The sequence below is a fragment of the Candidatus Sulfotelmatobacter sp. genome, assembly GCA_036500765.1.
GTDB lineage: Bacteria > Acidobacteriota > Terriglobia > Terriglobales > Acidobacteriaceae > Sulfotelmatobacter.
The window spans coordinates 1,787,811-1,802,846 of the sequence record DASYBM010000004.1 but is presented as its reverse complement, the minus strand read 5'-3'; the positions used below and the strand labels follow the sequence as shown (position 1 = coordinate 1,802,846).

The 15,036-nt window shown below is 57.9% G+C and carries 15 protein-coding genes; 8 read left to right on the top strand and 7 right to left on the bottom strand.

Going from position 1 to position 15,036, the window contains the following annotated elements; translation table 11 throughout:
• The first annotated feature begins 109 nt into the window (after positions 1 to 109).
• Complete coding sequence (locus tag VGM18_10570; GenBank protein HEY3973439.1) at positions 110 to 1,942, top strand: GNAT family N-acyltransferase; 1,833 nt, start codon at positions 110 to 112, stop codon at positions 1,940 to 1,942.
• On the opposite strand, the gene VGM18_10565 is transcribed toward VGM18_10570, so the two are convergent.
• Together VGM18_10565 and VGM18_10560 are read right to left on the bottom strand one after the other, a co-directional pair.
• On the bottom strand, positions 1,929 to 2,474 hold the full coding sequence (locus VGM18_10565) for a hemerythrin domain-containing protein (protein ID HEY3973438.1): 546 nt from the start codon (positions 2,472 to 2,474) through the stop codon (positions 1,929 to 1,931). The genes VGM18_10570 and VGM18_10565 overlap by 14 nt on opposite strands.
• A 14-nt stretch (positions 2,475 to 2,488) precedes the next feature.
• Complete coding sequence (locus tag VGM18_10560; protein ID HEY3973437.1) at positions 2,489 to 3,349, bottom strand: haloacid dehalogenase-like hydrolase; 861 nt, start codon at positions 3,347 to 3,349, stop codon at positions 2,489 to 2,491.
• 250 nt (positions 3,350 to 3,599) lie between these two features.
• Between VGM18_10560 and VGM18_10555 the strand changes: the two genes are divergently transcribed.
• Positions 3,600 to 3,791, top strand: coding sequence for a hypothetical protein (locus VGM18_10555; protein ID HEY3973436.1), 192 nt, complete (start codon positions 3,600 to 3,602; stop codon positions 3,789 to 3,791).
• Positions 3,792 to 4,664: a 3-hydroxyacyl-CoA dehydrogenase NAD-binding domain-containing protein gene (locus VGM18_10550; protein ID HEY3973435.1), complete on the top strand. Its 873-nt coding sequence runs from the start codon at positions 3,792 to 3,794 to the stop codon at positions 4,662 to 4,664.
• A 102-nt stretch (positions 4,665 to 4,766) separates the two neighbouring features.
• Here VGM18_10550 and VGM18_10545 read toward each other — a convergent pair whose 3' ends face one another.
• Positions 4,767 to 5,969, bottom strand: coding sequence for an SAM-dependent methyltransferase (locus VGM18_10545; protein HEY3973434.1), 1,203 nt, complete (start codon positions 5,967 to 5,969; stop codon positions 4,767 to 4,769).
• 218 nt (positions 5,970 to 6,187) lie between these two features.
• On the opposite strand from VGM18_10545, the gene rbfA reads away from it, so the two are divergent.
• The 4 genes from rbfA (at position 6,188) to VGM18_10525 (ending at position 10,708) form a co-directional block, all read left to right on the top strand.
• On the top strand, positions 6,188 to 6,589 hold the full coding sequence (gene rbfA / locus VGM18_10540; GenBank protein ID HEY3973433.1) for a 30S ribosome-binding factor RbfA: 402 nt from the start codon (positions 6,188 to 6,190) through the stop codon (positions 6,587 to 6,589).
• Complete coding sequence (locus VGM18_10535) at positions 6,573 to 7,538, top strand: bifunctional oligoribonuclease/PAP phosphatase NrnA (protein HEY3973432.1); 966 nt, start codon at positions 6,573 to 6,575, stop codon at positions 7,536 to 7,538. Before rbfA ends, VGM18_10535 begins: the two co-directional genes overlap by 17 nt.
• Before the next feature lie 97 nt (positions 7,539 to 7,635).
• Entirely contained in the window at positions 7,636 to 9,273 is a 1,638-nt protein-coding gene (locus VGM18_10530; GenBank protein ID HEY3973431.1) for a glycosyltransferase family 39 protein, read from the top strand.
• Between the two features lie 490 nt (positions 9,274 to 9,763).
• Positions 9,764 to 10,708, top strand: coding sequence for a GNAT family N-acetyltransferase (locus tag VGM18_10525; GenBank protein ID HEY3973430.1), 945 nt, complete (start codon positions 9,764 to 9,766; stop codon positions 10,706 to 10,708).
• Positions 10,709 to 10,839: 131 nt separating this feature from the next.
• Here the strand turns inward: VGM18_10525 and VGM18_10520 are convergent, their stop codons facing one another.
• From VGM18_10520 to VGM18_10505, 4 genes are all read right to left on the bottom strand, one after another.
• Positions 10,840 to 11,037: a hypothetical protein gene (locus VGM18_10520; protein ID HEY3973429.1), complete on the bottom strand. Its 198-nt coding sequence runs from the start codon at positions 11,035 to 11,037 to the stop codon at positions 10,840 to 10,842.
• Positions 11,038 to 11,083: 46 nt separating this feature from the next.
• Positions 11,084 to 11,512 carry a DUF6677 family protein gene (locus VGM18_10515; protein HEY3973428.1) on the bottom strand — a complete coding sequence of 143 codons (429 nt, stop codon included), beginning with the start codon at positions 11,510 to 11,512 and terminating at the stop codon, positions 11,084 to 11,086.
• Positions 11,513 to 12,679, bottom strand: coding sequence for a Xaa-Pro peptidase family protein (locus VGM18_10510; protein HEY3973427.1), 1,167 nt, complete (start codon positions 12,677 to 12,679; stop codon positions 11,513 to 11,515).
• 528 nt (positions 12,680 to 13,207) lie between these two features.
• A complete protein-coding gene (locus VGM18_10505; GenBank protein HEY3973426.1) occupies positions 13,208 to 13,408 on the bottom strand; it encodes a KTSC domain-containing protein in 201 nt (66 codons plus the stop codon).
• A 236-nt stretch (positions 13,409 to 13,644) separates the two neighbouring features.
• On the opposite strand from VGM18_10505, the gene VGM18_10500 reads away from it, so the two are divergent.
• A complete protein-coding gene (locus tag VGM18_10500; protein HEY3973425.1) occupies positions 13,645 to 14,838 on the top strand; it encodes an ATP-binding protein in 1,194 nt (397 codons plus the stop codon).
• The last annotated feature ends 198 nt before the right edge of the window (positions 14,839 to 15,036 follow it).

The window sequence follows — 15,036 nt, the reverse complement described above, 5'->3', positions numbered from 1 at the left end:
CGACTTCGTTAACCTCCATTTCATCAGTTTTTAACTTGACCTTCATGTTGCTGCAACGCGATTGCGCTATTGATATGAAATGCCCTCAGACCATCTGGATGCAGATCGTATGCAAAACGATCCTGTGCTCGTCGATCACGTTCCGGTGGATCATTCTCGGCTTGATCAAGCGCGGGCCGAAGTGTTGTCGCGCGTGGTGGAGTTTCCCGGCCTCGCGCGAAAGTTTGCTCCTGTCGACAAAGTGAGAGATTTATACCGGCGAGTGCAACAGTCGCCGAGCGGATTCCATCTGGAGAACCTGCTCGCGGAGATGCGCGTTGGATTGCGCGTGGGGGAAGCGGATCAAGCGCGGATTCCCGCAACAGGCGCGGTGGTAGTGGTGGCGAACCATCCGTATGGAGTGTTGGATGGCGCGCTGCTCACGGTTTTGCTGACGCGGGTGCGGCCCGACGTGAAGGTGCTGACCAACTCTCTGCTCGGGGATGTGCCGGAGTTGCAGAAGCATTGTATTTTTGTGGACCCGTTTCATACCGATCACTCGGTGGAGTCGAACCGGCGGGCGATGCGCGAGGCTTTGGCCTGGTTGCGGCAGGGCGGCGTGTTGGCGGTGTTTCCGGCCGGCGAAGTCTCGCACTGGCAGATGCCGGGGGCGCAGATTGCCGACCGGGAGTGGAATGCGACGGCAGTGCGTTTGATTCGCAAAACCGGAGCGACGGCGTTGCCGGTATATTTCTGCGGGCACAACGGCGTGGGATTTCAGTTTATCGGCATGCTGCATCCCAAGCTGCGTACGGCATTTCTGTTGCAGGAGTTCCTGAAGCAGGAAGGCAAGACCGTGGAAGTGCGCGTAGGCAGTGGCATTGCGGCGGATGCGGTGGAAGCGATCCGCGACGATCGCGAGGCGATCGCGTACTTGCGCTGGAGAACTTATCTCTTAGGGCGACGCAGCAAACAAGAAGTATCCTGGCCGACCGCATTACGGTCAAAACTTGCATTCAAAATTCAGGAACCCTTGGTGGATCCGATATCGGCCGAGTCGCTGGCGGATGAAATCGAAAAGCTTCCGGACGATCGCTGCCTGGCGGAGAACGGCGACCTGGCCGTCTACCATGCAGCGGCGCCAGAAGTACCACAAATGCTGCAGGAAGTGGGGCGGTTGCGCGAGATCACGTTTCGCGGTGCGGGCGAAGGGACGGGAAAGAGCGTAGATCTCGATCCGTTCGACGATTATTATTCGCACATTTTGTTGTGGCACAAAACGAAGCGCGAGTTGGTGGGAGCTTATCGCGCGGGCAATACAGCGGAAATTCTGGCGCAGCACGGCGTGAAGGGCCTGTACACGAGCACGCTGTTCCGCTACGACGACAGAATTTTTCAGAAGCTGGGCCCGGCGCTAGAGTTGGGGCGATCGTTTGTGAGGCCGGAGTACCAGCGGCAATATGCGCCGCTGTTGCTGCTGTGGAAAGGAATCGCGCGAATGGTAGCGCGGCGGCCCGATGTTCCAGTGCTGTTCGGTGCGGTCAGCATCAGCAACGATTACAACGAAGCGTCGCGCGAAATGATTTGCCGGTTTTTTGAAGCGCGCATGCAGGAGGACGAACTGGCGGGAATGATTGAACCGCGGCGGCCATTTCGTCCGGCGCCGTTGCGCAGATTCGATTGCCGCGCGATGCACCATGCGTTGCGCGACTTAGATGAGCTTTCTGAGCCGATCACCGACGTGGAAGCCGATGGCAAGGGGCTGCCGATTCTGCTGCGGCAATATGCCAAGATCGGCGGCCGACTGCTGGGTTTTAACGTGGACCGCAAGTTCTCCAATGTTGTTGACGGCTTGGTCGTGGTGGATCTGCGCAAGACTGAACCTGCCGTGTTGGAGCGTTACATGGGGCGGGAGGGCGCGACGAGATTTCGCGAGATGCACTTCGCTTCTACGGCTGGCTAATCTTTAATTCTTTCGCTGCGGAATCTTCCGCTCCGGCTTCTATCGCCGATCGCAAGCGGGTTGCGTTGGCAGGCAGGGCGCAGGCTTGCGCGGCGTCGGCGAGAGCGGCTTGGAGATTTTCTCCCAGACGCGCGAGTTCTTCCTGAGTCATCAATCCCTGCATGCGCTCGAAAAGCTGACGCTCTTCTTTGCGGATGTGCGCGGACATGCGCTGCGCGAAAGCGGACAAATCAGCCGCATGCATTTTGCCGCCTTCTGCCTGGGCGAACCTGGCGCGTAGAGCTGCGTGGTCGGCGATCAGATCGTCGACTAACGGGACCAATTCCTGAAACTTGCGCGCCCCCGGGAACAACACCTGTTCTTCGGCGGCGAAATGAAAACCAATCTCCATCTGAAACTGCTGGGCGATTTCCGCTTGCCAGGCGGAAAGGTCGGCGTCGCCGATGGGCGAGGCGCGGTCGATTCGCACGCAAAGCGCCAGAGCGTGCTGGTGCTGACGGGAGAGCGGAATCAGATTTTTATCGCGTAGCATGGCTGACTCCTGCCTTAGATTTCCGTGCGTAGCATTCCGATCGCGCCCGGTTCTGCTTCCGGTTCAACGGGATCGATTGCCGGCCGCACGGTGAGCCAGTCGGTGCGAACTCGCTGCCATTCTTGAATAAGCATGCCGTTGGCTTCGAAGAAGCTGCGAATGCGATAGCGTTCCCAGCCTGCGATTTCTTCAAGAATCGGCGCCAGCACCGCAAGCGCGCTGGTGCTGAGCACGGTGCGTTTCGCGATCTGCGAAACGTCGGTCGATTCGGACACCGCAATGGTAAGGCCGTCGCGTGAATTGATGTGCAGCATGACATGAATATCGGAGCTGCCGTCTCCGGTGTAAATCACGTGATCGGGGCCGGCGACCTGCTGCAACAGCAGATTGTTTAGGACGGCGACTTTGCCGTAGCCGGCGGTGGCGCGCACGATGGTGTCGATTTCGCCCGAGGGCTTGTAGAGAAATTCGGTGCCGTAGATGTGATCGGGCGGAACAATGTCTTCAAGCGCCGAGCGGACGATCTCGACCGGCGCGGCGGAAAGAACGTAGAAATCGAACTGGTGGCCGTCAATGCCGGTGTCGAGAAGCTGATAGAGCAGCTTGATGTCGCCCTTGAGGCGAATGCGCTTGCCGACTTCGTGGAGATGTTCCTTGCGAACTTTGGCCTGGAATTCAGGGTCGTGCAGCAGCAGATAGGCGAGCTCCGCGCCCTGTTGCACGAGGTTGATCTTGGCCATGCCCTGGGCCTTGCGTTCGAACTCTTCGATGGGAATCCCGACCAACTCGGCCAGCACGTAGCCGGAGTCGTTGAAGGTGAGCGTCTTGTCGAAGTCGCTGGCGAAGATGTAGCGTTTTATGGGTTTATCTGCCATAGGTATTCGATTCGGGTTGGGGTTTAGCGCGCCATAAAAAGAATTGATTGGGATTATATGCCCGGATGGTTGCCTGGGGTGTTAACAGAATGTTTGGGCCGGGCGACAAGCGCATGCCTTTACTAAATTCGCAGCCGCGTCCAGAATAGAGAGTCCAGCGCGGAGGAACGGCGTTGGTGACTGGGGCGGCGGCCAGATCTTGACGCGGACGCAAAGCTAAATACGATATGAATTCGAAAGAGGAGATCTCATGGCAGTGGCGACGGGTGAACTGATTCGGGCGATGAACTATGTGGACGACATTACGACGACGCTGCGTCGCATGTGTCTGTATATTCCCAGCATGAACGCGGAGGAGCGAAAACGGCTGGCGGAATATTTGCGCGCGGCTCGCGGCGCCGTCGATACGGCTCTCGCCGATCTGGAAAAGGCGGACAAGTAAGTGGGCGAAGTTAAGACGATTGCCGTCATCGGCGCGGGAACGATGGGGCGCGGCATCGCGCACGCCGCGGCGCTGGGCGGGTATCGCACGGTGCTGGAGGACTTGATTCCCGGCGCTCTGCGCAAGGCGGAGAGCGAAATTCGTGCCAATCTCGACAAGGCCGTGGAGCTGAACAAAGTAACGGCTGCCGATGCGGACGCGGCGTTTAAGCGATTGGAATATGCCGGATCGGTGGAAGAGGCCGCCCGCGAGGCCGACCTCGTCATTGAAGCGGTGCCGGAGGAGATGGAATCGAAGATTGAGATCTTCACGCTCCTCGACAAGATCTGCCGGCCGACGACGATGCTGGCGTCAAATACGTCGTCGCTCAGCGTGACGGAGATTGCGAGCGTGACCTATCGCGCGAAGAAGTGCGTCGGCATGCATTTCTTCAATCCCGTGCACAAAATGAAGCTGCTCGAAATCGTACGCGCGCTCGAAACCGACGACGAAACGCTGGCTACGGCGTTCGAAGTGGGCAAGCGCATGGGCAAGGAAGTTGTGGTGATCAAGGAGTCGCCGGGGTTCATCACCAGCCGCATCAATGCCATGATAGGGAATGAGGCGTTTTATATGCTGGCGGAGGGAATTGCGTCGGCGGCAGATATCGACAAGGCACTGAAGTTGGGACTGAATCATCCCATGGGGCCGTTCGAGTTGGTCGATCTGGTGGGGCTGGACACGCGGCTAAGCATTCTGGAGTATCTGCATAAATCGCTGGGGGAAAAATTTCGTCCGGCGCCGCTGCTGGTGCAGTATGTGAAGGCTGGACGGTTGGGAAGGAAGTCGGGACGCGGGGTGTATGAGTATCCGGAAGTGAAGCCCGCAGGCTGATCCTGCATTAATCCTAAGGCGTTGGGGTCCGTGGTTCCCACCCTTCGCAAAGAACGCGAAGGATGGGGCAGCCTTTTTTCGTGGTGATGCAGAGCGTATTTGTTACCTTCGGCTGAAGTTCATGCCTGCCAGGGTTGTGATTGTTTCCTCTCTCACTCCTTTACTTGCCAGTAAGACATGAAAGCTCTCGCCCATGCCGGCGGGGGTGACCAGATGCTTGAGTTGGAGCGCGACTTTGGCGCGTTCCTGCGGCAGGTGGCAATCTTCGAAGGCGTCGGCAAATTCTGTGGACTCGCCGATGCCCAGCAAGAATTGCGATTGCGTGATTAATTTCTGTGGATGCATGCCTTGCTTTTCTGCGGCGGCGGCGAGGGCGGTGAAGTTTATGTCGGCGGTGATGTCCTGCTCCCCGGGGGCTTCGTAGGGATCGGCGCTGACCGAGTGTTGGCGAATGGCCTTGAGCGTGCCGCGATGGCGGCCGGCGAGTTGCTCTTCGCGGGTGTATCCGTAGTCGATGGCGAGGAAGAATCCGCGGTCGATGGTGGCGAGAATTTCGTTGGCGTATTGTTGCGCGGCCAGGGCGACTTCTACTCGTTCGCCGGGTTCGGGGTGAATCGAGTAGCGATCGAGGAATTCCAGTTCTTGCGGTGAAGGCGGCGCCCAGGTTTCGACGAAGCGGCCGGCGTGGGCGTCGATGCGTAGAGAGCCTCGCGGGCTGACGATTTCGACCGGGAGGGCATCGAAGAATTCGTTGGCGAAGAGGATGACGTCGGCCTCAAGGGCTAGAGCCCGTCCCCCCGAAGCTGCATTCCGCACGACTGAAGTCGTGCCCTTCCCGATTGTTTCGGATTCGACCATTTCCGATCCGCAAGCGCCGTCTGCCAGCGAAGCCTTTCCGGCTTCGAGATGCCGGCTCAGAGTCGCTTCGATTCTTTGGCGCAAGGCGGGCGAGCGTTCGATTAACTCGTAGTGCAGAGCGTGGAAGAAGTCTGGGAATTTCTTTTCCGACCAATCCAGCATATCTTGCGCGAAGAGGCCGCGGCCGGCGCCGAGTTCGATGAGCGTGATGTCTTCGGGCGAGCCGAGCACACGCCACATTTCGTTGAACTGGCGGGCAAGCAGGCGGCCGAAGACGGCGTGGACGTCGCTTGCGGTATAGAAGTCTCCGGCTTTGCCGAATTGCGCGGCGTGGCGCGAATAGTAGCCGAGGTCGGGATAATAGAGGCAGAGTTCCATGTAGCGCGAGAAGGGAATCGGACCACGTTCGCGGATTTCCTGCTCGATCTTTTGGCGAAGCGGGCTCATGGGATGGCGAAGTTGAGAATAAAATGTTGGCGGCTAAGCCTGCTTCCTGATTTTAGAGGATCGCAACAGCGACGTGCCTTCTGCGGTAATTTCTTCTAACACATTGTTACCTCCGTACTTATCCCCTCCATCACAAAGCGCGCGACAATACAGCAGCCGGACATACGTATGCACGCGTTTTCTGATATTCTCATCAGTTTTCCCTGAGGTGCTGGATCGTGGAGAAGCGTGGCCTCAAATATCATCGCGGGCGAGTTGGAGAAGCTCTGCGCGAGGAAATTGAAACGCTCGTCGAGGGCGAACTGGCTGATCCGCGCATTGGTTTAGTGAGCGTGACGGCGGTCCACATCGCCGAGGATGGCCGCTCGGCGCAGGTCTGGGTGAACGTAGAAGGCGGCGACGCCGATGCCGACGAGAGCCTCGAAGGATTGGAAGCGGCGAAGGAATACATCCGGCACGAACTGGTCGAGCGCCTGCATCTGAGGCGCGCTCCGGAATTGTACTTCCGGCTCGACCGGGCGGAACAGGAAAAGGCGCGGGTCGAAGAGTTATTGGCGCGGGCGAAAAAGCGGATCAAGACAAGCAAGACGAGCAAGGAACCCGGTGGAAAAAAGGCATAATGGCGTCGAGGATGTGCTCCGGCAGATCGGACGGCACGAGCGATTCGTGCTGACCTCTCATGCCCGCCCCGACGGCGACGCCGTAGGCTCGGCGCTGGCCTGCTGCCAGGTCCTGCGCGCCATGGGCAAGCACGCCGATGTGGTGCTGCACGATGGCGTACCTCGCATCTACCGCTCGCTCCCATTCGCCGACCAGGTCGTGCATTCCAGCCGTGTGCCCGGCAGTTACGAAGCGGCGATCATTCTGGAATGCGACAGCATTCACCGCACGCGCCTCGAAGGCCTGGAGGACCGCGTGCTGATCAGCATCGACCATCACGTCAGCGGACGCCCCTTCGCCCACGTCAACTGGATCGATCCACACGCCGTGGCGACGGCGGAAATGGTGTTTCGCCTGGCGCGGGAAGCGGAAGTGAAATCTTCTCCCGAAATTGCGACCTGTCTTTATACGGCGCTGATGACCGATACCGGTTCTTTTATGTTTCAGGGCACGAATGAGAATACATTTGCCCTGGCGCGCGAACTGGTGCTGGCCGGAGCCGATCCCGCGCACTGTGCCCAGGGAATTTATTTCGCCCACTCGGCGGCGAAGATTCGTCTGCTGGGCGAGGCTCTGCGCAATCTGAACATCGACGGTCGTATCGGCTACGCCTTTGTGACGCAGGAACAGATGGAACGCTGCGGCGCGATCGAAGAGGATTGCGAAGGCCTGGTGAACTACGTTCTTTCGATCGGCGGCGTCGAGGTTGCCGCGTTCTTTCGCGAGCTGCCCGAGGGCCGTTACCGGGTCAGCCTGCGGAGCAAGGGCAAACTCGATGTGGCTCAGGTCGCGGAGCGCTTTGGGGGCGGCGGCCACGAATGCGCCAGCGGATGCTCCGTCGAAGGCCCGCTCACCGAAGCCGTCCGGCAAGTTCTATTCCAGTTGCGGCGCGGTCCTTCCGTACAATAGAAAAACAAATTGCAGATTGTTGATTTCAGATTGCAGATTGTAAATCTATCTGCGGGTAGCGGTTTCGAATCTGAAATCTATAATCTGAAATTTATTCATGAGCAACCGTACCCGCACAGACGTACTGCTGATGGCTGGCTTCTGTGCGTTCTTGTTTTTCTACGGCATCGGCCAGTTTGGACTGATCGGGGCCGATGAACCGCGCTACGCCCAAGTGGCGCGCGAGATGCTGGAACACCGCGACTGGATCACACCCACACTGAGCGGCCGTCCTTGGCTGGAGAAGCCGCCGCTGTATTACTGGCAGGCGATGCTGGCTTATTCCGTGCTCGGCATTAGCGGCGTGGCCGCACGGGTGCCCGCGGCGATTGATGCGACGCTGCTGGTGATTGCGATTTACCTCTTCTTTCGAAAATTTCGCCGCGGCGTGGAGGTGGACGCGGCCCTCATCACGGCGTCGTCCGCAGGCGTAATCGGCTACGCTCGCGCGGCGTCCACAGACATGCCGCTGGCCGCGGCCTTCGGCGTCGGCATGCTCGGGTGGTGGGCATGGCGCGAGAGCGGGAACAAAGCTTACTTGGCATTGTTTTATGCCTGCATGGCGCTGGGCATGCTGGCCAAAGGGCCGGTCGCGCCGTTTCTGGCGGCGGTCGTCATCGTGATCTTCGCGCTGGCCGCGCGAGAACTTCGACTCGTGGTCAAGACACTGTGGCTGCCGGGTGTTGTTCTCTTCTGTGCGATTGCGTCGCCGTGGTACGTCGCCGTGCAGATTCGCAATCCGCAATTCTTTCGCGAATTTATTCTTGAACACAATCTGGCGCGCTTCTCCAGCAATCTCTATCACCATCCCGAACCGTTCTGGTATTACCTGCCGGTCACGCTGATGTCGTTGTTGCCGTGGACGGTCTTCGTGATCGCGGCGTTCGTCGAATCGGTCCGGACATGGTGGTCGGAGAAAAGCTGGGCGCGCAAATTGACCTCTGTCGAACCTGATCTGCAATTGCAATTCACTCTGTTCGCCTGCTGCTGGCTCGTCGTGCCGGTCGCATTCTTCTCCATCTCGCAGTCGAAGCTTCCCGGCTACATTCTTCCCGCCGTTCCCGCGGGGGCGATTCTGCTGGCGGATTACTTGCGCCGCCGTCTTGTGCGAGAAAAAGATGAACCTGCCTCGAAGGCGCTCGTGCTGCTGCATGCGCTGGTGGCCGCCGCGCCGACCGTTCCTTCTCTTTTGATTGCTTATCTCGTAACGCAGCACCGACTGCCGGCGGGACGGCCCATGCTGATCTCGCTGGCGATCACGTTCGTGCTCGCTGCTGCGATTGCCCTCACGCTGACCAGTCGCTTGCGCCTGCGCATGCTGCGTTTCGTGACATTGATTCCCGTAGTGCTGTCGGTCGCCGCGGCGCTGAAGTTCGGAGCCAACTCTCTCGATCAGACGCTTTCCGCACGTCCGCTCGCTGTCGAACTCGCGACCTTTGAGACGCACACCTTGCCGGTCGCCGTCTGCGGAGTTCGCCGCGAACTGGAATATGGCCTCGCCTTCTATCGCAACCAGACCGTCGCGCGCCATGAAGTGGGAAGTGTCCCGGCGGAAGAACATCTGCTAGTCGCGCCTCCGGCGTGGAAAGGTAATGTCACAAAAATGACGCAGGGCCGACGCGTGTCCTTCCTGGGCCACTATGCTCCGCAGGATGTGGATTATTATTGGGTGTCTGCCGCGGGCGCTAAGCCATAATTCCACGCGGACCGACGAAAGTCTTCAAAGAGCTATGACGAAACAAAATGTCTGGGAGTTTTTGCGGAAACAGAAAGGGACTTATTCAGTGTCGCACAATGGCCTTCTGCTATCCGATAGCATCCCTGAGGAGTGGTTTGAGCGCGAAATCTGCGTACGCTACGGATTCTGCGAACGCGAATGCAAACAAATTCGTCATCATCTGGATACGTCCGACAAGTGCATTGTTGATTTAAGTGCTAGCAGTCCGTCAAGTTTGACAATTCGTGCGTAGACTGTCTACTGGCGCGGTCCTGCGATGGCGGCGCGCAGGTCGCCAACAGGCGGTTACTGAAACAGGCACACCGCCAGTAGCCAGCGACGGGCGTCTGATCGCCTGTTGCTGCTCGGTATTCACCCAGTTTGCCTCTGCTGTGCGAACCAACTACACTCGGATTTTTGCCGCGATGAATGCCGTTATCAGCCAGCGGCAGCCGCGGCCGGAGCCCGTTTGGAGATCCTCGACCTCAGGCACTTTTCTTCCGTCGATCTGCGTCCACTTCTCGAAGACGAGACGCAGCTCTGGGCGCGCCTGCTCTCGTGGGATTATTCCGGCTCAGCGGAAATGATCCTCCGCTACGTCGATGCGAAAATTCTTCCCGGCTATGCCGCGGTGGACCGCGGCCGTGTCTTCGGCTACTCGTTTTTTGTCTACGAAGGCAGCAAGGGAGTGATCGGCGACCTCTATGTCGCCAACGGCAATCGCCTGCCCAATGCCCGGGAAGTCGAATTGAAGCTGCTGACGCACGTGATTGAAACCTTGCAGCAGTCGCCTGGGATTCACCGGGTGGAGGCGCAACTTTTGGCGCACGAGGCCAATGCGGTTTCACGTCCATTTCTCAATACCGGATTCCAGCGCCATCCGCGCCTGTTCATGACTCTGCCGCTGGGGAAATTCGAATCCCAGAAAATTCCGACGCATGCCGAAGTGGAAATCCGCCCGTGGATCGACAGTGATTATCAACCCTCGGCCGCCGTCATAACCGCGGCCTATCGCGGCCATGTCGACGCCCAAATCAACGACCAATACCATACGTTGAGCGGATCGCTGCGCTTCCTCAATAACATCGTGCGCTTCCCGGGATGCGGCGTCTTCGATGCGGAATCGTCTTTCGTGGCCCTCGACCGGAACGCGAAAAATCTGATCGGACTGATTCTGTGCTCGCGCGTCCGCCAAGACGTCGGCCATGTTACCCAGGTGTGCCTGCTGCCGGAATACCGCTCGCGCGGAATCGGTGAGTCATTGCTCGCAGCCACGGAAGGCAGTCTGAGGAAGAGAAATTTCTCGCTGCTGTCGCTGACGGTGACCGAAGCCAATATCGGCGCGGTCGCCCTGTACCGCCGATTGCATTACCAGTCGAACCGGATTTTCGACGCGTTCGTGTGGGAAGGGTAAAGAAAGCTATTGGCTATTAGCTCTTGGCCTTTAGCCTTGCCGTGGTTGTATCGATCCTCGTAGACAATCTCGGAAACAGCGCAGTCTTTGACTTTGGTTCAAGCTAAAAGCTAAGAGCTAAAAGCTAAAAGCTATCTGCGCAGCAGCCACATGGCCCAGCCCGCGACCAGAACCCCGCCCAGAAACATGGCGAAGCAATAGAGGCCGTAGCGAACCATGTCGCGGGTCGTCTCGCGGTGCGTGATGCCGAACACAATCGATGCGAAGAGCGCAAACACCAGCGCCGCGCTGAAGTGATTGAGGGTAATCGTCACAGCGGCGGTCTCCACGAAAAGGTTTTAGCCGATAGCCGAAAACTGAGAGCTGATAGCTGCATTACCGTTTTTTCCCGATAGCGATGTGATAGGCGTCGGCGACGGCGATAAAGTTCAGCAGTCCCGCGACGATCATAAATTTCGTGCCGTAATCCGCGGTGGCGAAGGCAATCGCGCCCTGACCCCAGTCCATGGCCAGCGTCACGATGTAGAATCCGCCCGCACCCACATCGCCGACGAAGCCGAGAATATCGAGAATGTCGCCGCCGTTGGCTCGATAAATGCGGCCCTGCATGGCGAGTCCGAGCAGGAACAGCGCGGCCACCGAAACGAACAGCAACAGGCCGCGGATCCAGCGCTTCTGGATCATGTGCCCGGCGCCTGGAATCAGCCAGCCCACGGCGGGCGCGAGCACGCTCATCATGCTGACTGGTTCAGCCTGCGCCACTTTCGTTTTCTCCGTCATTTTATCCGAAGCAGAATTCGCCATTCAGATGTTCACAATCTCGCGTTGGATTTTTCCCGTCACCTCGGCGGACTTGTCGCGCACCAGCACGTTGACCTCGCTGCGCACCCCAAATTCCGGCAGGTAGATGCCCGGCTCAATCGAGAAGCAGGAGTTGGGAAGAATCTGCCGCTCGTCATGAATTTCCAGATCGTCCATGTTGGCTCCATTGGAATGGACGTCTGTGCCGATGGAATGTCCGGTGCGATGGATAAAATAATCGCCGTAGCCAGCTTTCTGAATATGTCCACGCGTGGCGCGATCGACTTCCCAACCCGCGATGCGGCGGCCGGAATTGATTCCATCGAGAACGGTCTTTACGCCGGCATCGCGCGCGTCGCGCACGATCTCAAAAATTTCCTGCATGCGGCCCGAAGGCGCCGCGCCCACGAAAGCCATCCAGGTAATGTCGTAGTACACCGCGCCCGGTGCGTTTTTCTTGCCCCACACGTCGAGCAAGACAAGGTCGCCTTCGCGAATTGGTACAGGGTGACTCGAATGCGGCTCGTAGTGCGGGTTGCCGGCATTTGCGTTCACAGCCACAATCGGCGGATCGCCGGTCTGCAAATTATCGCGGCCGAAGGCTTCCATGAACCACTGCTGGATTTCGTGCTCTTTCGTCCCGCCATTGCGCACGCGCTTGCCGATTTCTTTGAACGCTTCCGCCACGATGGAATCGATGCTGTCGCGCGCCGCGAAGTGCGAGGCGATCTGCGCCTGGTTCCAAGTCGACTCGAACTGCGCCACCAGATCGGCTGAACTCACCACGTTCTTGCCTAATCCGCGAAGCAAATCAATCGTCCCGCCATCGACCAGAGAAATCGTAAACACGCTGTTGTTCGGCGAATACTGCATGGCCAGGTCGCGATGCTGCGCCAGGATTGCCTTCAACTTCTCGAACAACTCCTGCCAGCCCGCATATTGATGCTTCTTGCCAGGCAGGGAATCAAGATGTCCGGCTTCAATCTTGTGAACCAGTTTTACAGGTTCGCCTTCGGCAGGAATCAGATAGAACCAGCGCCGAGTGACCATCAGGCTCGTGGGCAGGCCGAGCACGCGATAAGCGATGGGGTCGCGATGATGATGGTCATAGAACAGCCAAGCGTCAATATTGCGTTCCCGCAGGGCAGACTGGATGGCAGCGAGATCCATGGGCAAATTTCTATTGTAAACAAGACACTGGATTTGAGCGAATCGCTCAGTGTCGACCAGAGAGGCGCCATGGAAGCCCTCGAGCGGCCGTGCAGCCTTAAATGCAGCCCTAATTGCGACCGGAGAAGGCAAACCGCAGCTTGCGGCAGTCAATTCCAAACCGCAGTAAACTCGAGCAACGCCTAGTTAGCTCCATATTTTTCTATATTGTTGTTAACAAACAACTTATGGCTCGCCATAGAGGTTGGGGAGGAGGGGCAGGTGCTGCCCGAGCCAAGGAAGCCTTCCTAACGGTTGATGAACTCGCTTCAGGGATTTGATAGATGTTGGCTCCCTCTATCAACCGTGGGCTGTTATCTAAGCGAAAGTACCCCACCGCTCTTATTGCTGTGTAAGCGTCCGGTCGTGGCCGTGTTGACATTGGTGAGAGCGTGAGGGATAAGTGTCCACCTGAGAAACAAGTATCCACCTGAGAAACAAGTATCCACCTGAGAAACATATGGACACTTGTTGAGATACTGATGGAGCCTACTTTGGCGTGGGCTGAACTCGCTGGTAGCGGTAACCGCGAGGCTTGAACTGTTGATTGAGGTAGGTGCCTTTGGATTCGGCGGCGAGGAATGCCGCGTGGTCTTCGGCGGGCACATCGAAGTACTGATAGACCTCACCCGATTGACGAAATTCCAGTTCCAGCACCCGCTCCTGGGGAGCATAGCCGATGCTGACGATGCTGCTGGACTCTACCGGAAGTCTCTGGATTCTCTACGCCCTTCCGGGCTGATCTTCCACTTGGATGCGGAGCAGGGCAGCGAAGGAACTCGCGGCTTTAGGGGTTGATCTCGTCGGTGAAGATGCCCGAGTCTATAATCCGACATAGACGAACCATCAATCCGAACTAGACGGAGGTTCCGCCCGGCATGGACGATACCGATCACGCGCTCTTTCCCCGCTTTTCCGCCGAACTGGTGGCCACCGCGCTCAAGGACACGCCGGTCGTCATGGTTACGGGCCCGCGTCAGTGTGGCAAGACCACATTGGTTCGCGATTTGGTCGCGGGCGATCGTGAATTCATCACCATGGACGACGACACAGTTCTGGCGGCAGCACGCAGCGATCCAACTGGGTTGGTGCGCGCTCTCGATCGAACTACCATTGACGAAGTACAGCGAGTGCCCGATCTCCTCCGGGCCATCAAGAAGTCAGTAGATGAAGATCGCCGCGCCGGTCGGTTCTTATTGACCGGCTCAGCCAATATCCTGACTCTGCCTCAGGTCTCAGAGAGTCTAGCTGGTCGCATGGAGATCGTGAGCCTTCTGCCGCTCTCACGGGCTGAAATCCGAGGTAAGAAGCCGGGGTTCCTCAAGGCAGCATTCGATAGCAAACTTGGCAAACCTGCGGAGCCAATGATCGGCAAAGACCTGGTACATGCCGTGCTGATTGGCGGTTACCCTGAAATGCTTCGACGTGCAGATCCAAAGCGACGCCAGACGTGGGCGCGGGATTACATAAGGGCCATAGTGCAGCGGGATGTACGCGAAGTTGCCGACGTGGAAAAACTCGACCAAATGCCGCATCTGCTACAGGTTCTTGCCCACCATTCTGGACAGCTCACCAATTTCACGCAGATAGGCGGCCAAGTTGGGTTTGACGACAAGACCACCAGAAAGTATGTGTCTATTCTGGAGCAGTTGTTTCTCGTTCGCCGGGTGGAACCGTGGTTCCGGAACCAGTTGAAGCGTCTGGTAAAGACGCCCAAGCTGCATTTCCTTGACTCCGGTCTGCTCGGCGCGCTCTTAGGGGCTACCGCGGAACGGATCGCGAATGACCGTTCGATCTTCGGTCCGCTGCTGGAAACATTTGTTTTCTCTGAGGTGTTGAAACAGGCTTCGTGGTTCGGTGAGAACTGCGCTGTGTACCACTACCGGGACAAAGATCAGGACGAGGTTGATCTGGTGATCGAAATGGGGAGTGGTGTATTGGTCGGCATCGAAGTCAAAGCGAGTGCTACCGTGAATGCTAGGGACTTCAAGGGACTCCGAAAGTTGGCGGAGGCCTGCGGCGATAACTTCAAGCTGGGAGTGGTTCTCTTCGATGGCGAAAGACCGGTCCACTTTGGCGACCGTCTTGTGGCTGCGCCAATGTCTTGTTTGTGGGCGTGACCCGATTTTCTCGGCGATCGCGCGCCGCAAGCGGACGCAGGTGTTGCAACAGGTCATTCCTTACCAGGTATTGATGACACCCATCGATGTTCTCGTGTTCTTTGTTGTGGGGAAAATGGCGCGAGACCGGAAGGTGTGTAACAGATATGTAATCCTTGCTCGATAGCATTCTGCGGATAAAATATTTAGTTTCAGTAC

Excerpts from the sequence above, each read along its gene's own strand:
- VGM18_10570 (HEY3973439.1), top strand. The coding sequence starts at position 110 with ATGCAAAACGATCCTGTGCTCGTCGATCACGTTCCGGTGGATCATTCT.
- VGM18_10560 (HEY3973437.1), bottom strand. The coding sequence starts at position 3,349 with ATGGCAGATAAACCCATAAAACGCTACATCTTCGCCAGCGACTTCGAC.
- VGM18_10545 (HEY3973434.1), bottom strand. The coding sequence starts at position 5,969 with ATGAGCCCGCTTCGCCAAAAGATCGAGCAGGAAATCCGCGAACGTGGT.
- VGM18_10515 (HEY3973428.1), bottom strand. The coding sequence starts at position 11,512 with ATGGCGAATTCTGCTTCGGATAAAATGACGGAGAAAACGAAAGTGGCG.
- VGM18_10565 (HEY3973438.1), bottom strand. The coding sequence starts at position 2,474 with ATGCTACGCGATAAAAATCTGATTCCGCTCTCCCGTCAGCACCAGCAC.
- VGM18_10510 (HEY3973427.1), bottom strand. The coding sequence starts at position 12,679 with ATGGATCTCGCTGCCATCCAGTCTGCCCTGCGGGAACGCAATATTGAC.
- VGM18_10555 (HEY3973436.1), top strand. The coding sequence starts at position 3,600 with ATGGCAGTGGCGACGGGTGAACTGATTCGGGCGATGAACTATGTGGAC.
- VGM18_10530 (HEY3973431.1), top strand. The coding sequence starts at position 7,636 with ATGAGCAACCGTACCCGCACAGACGTACTGCTGATGGCTGGCTTCTGT.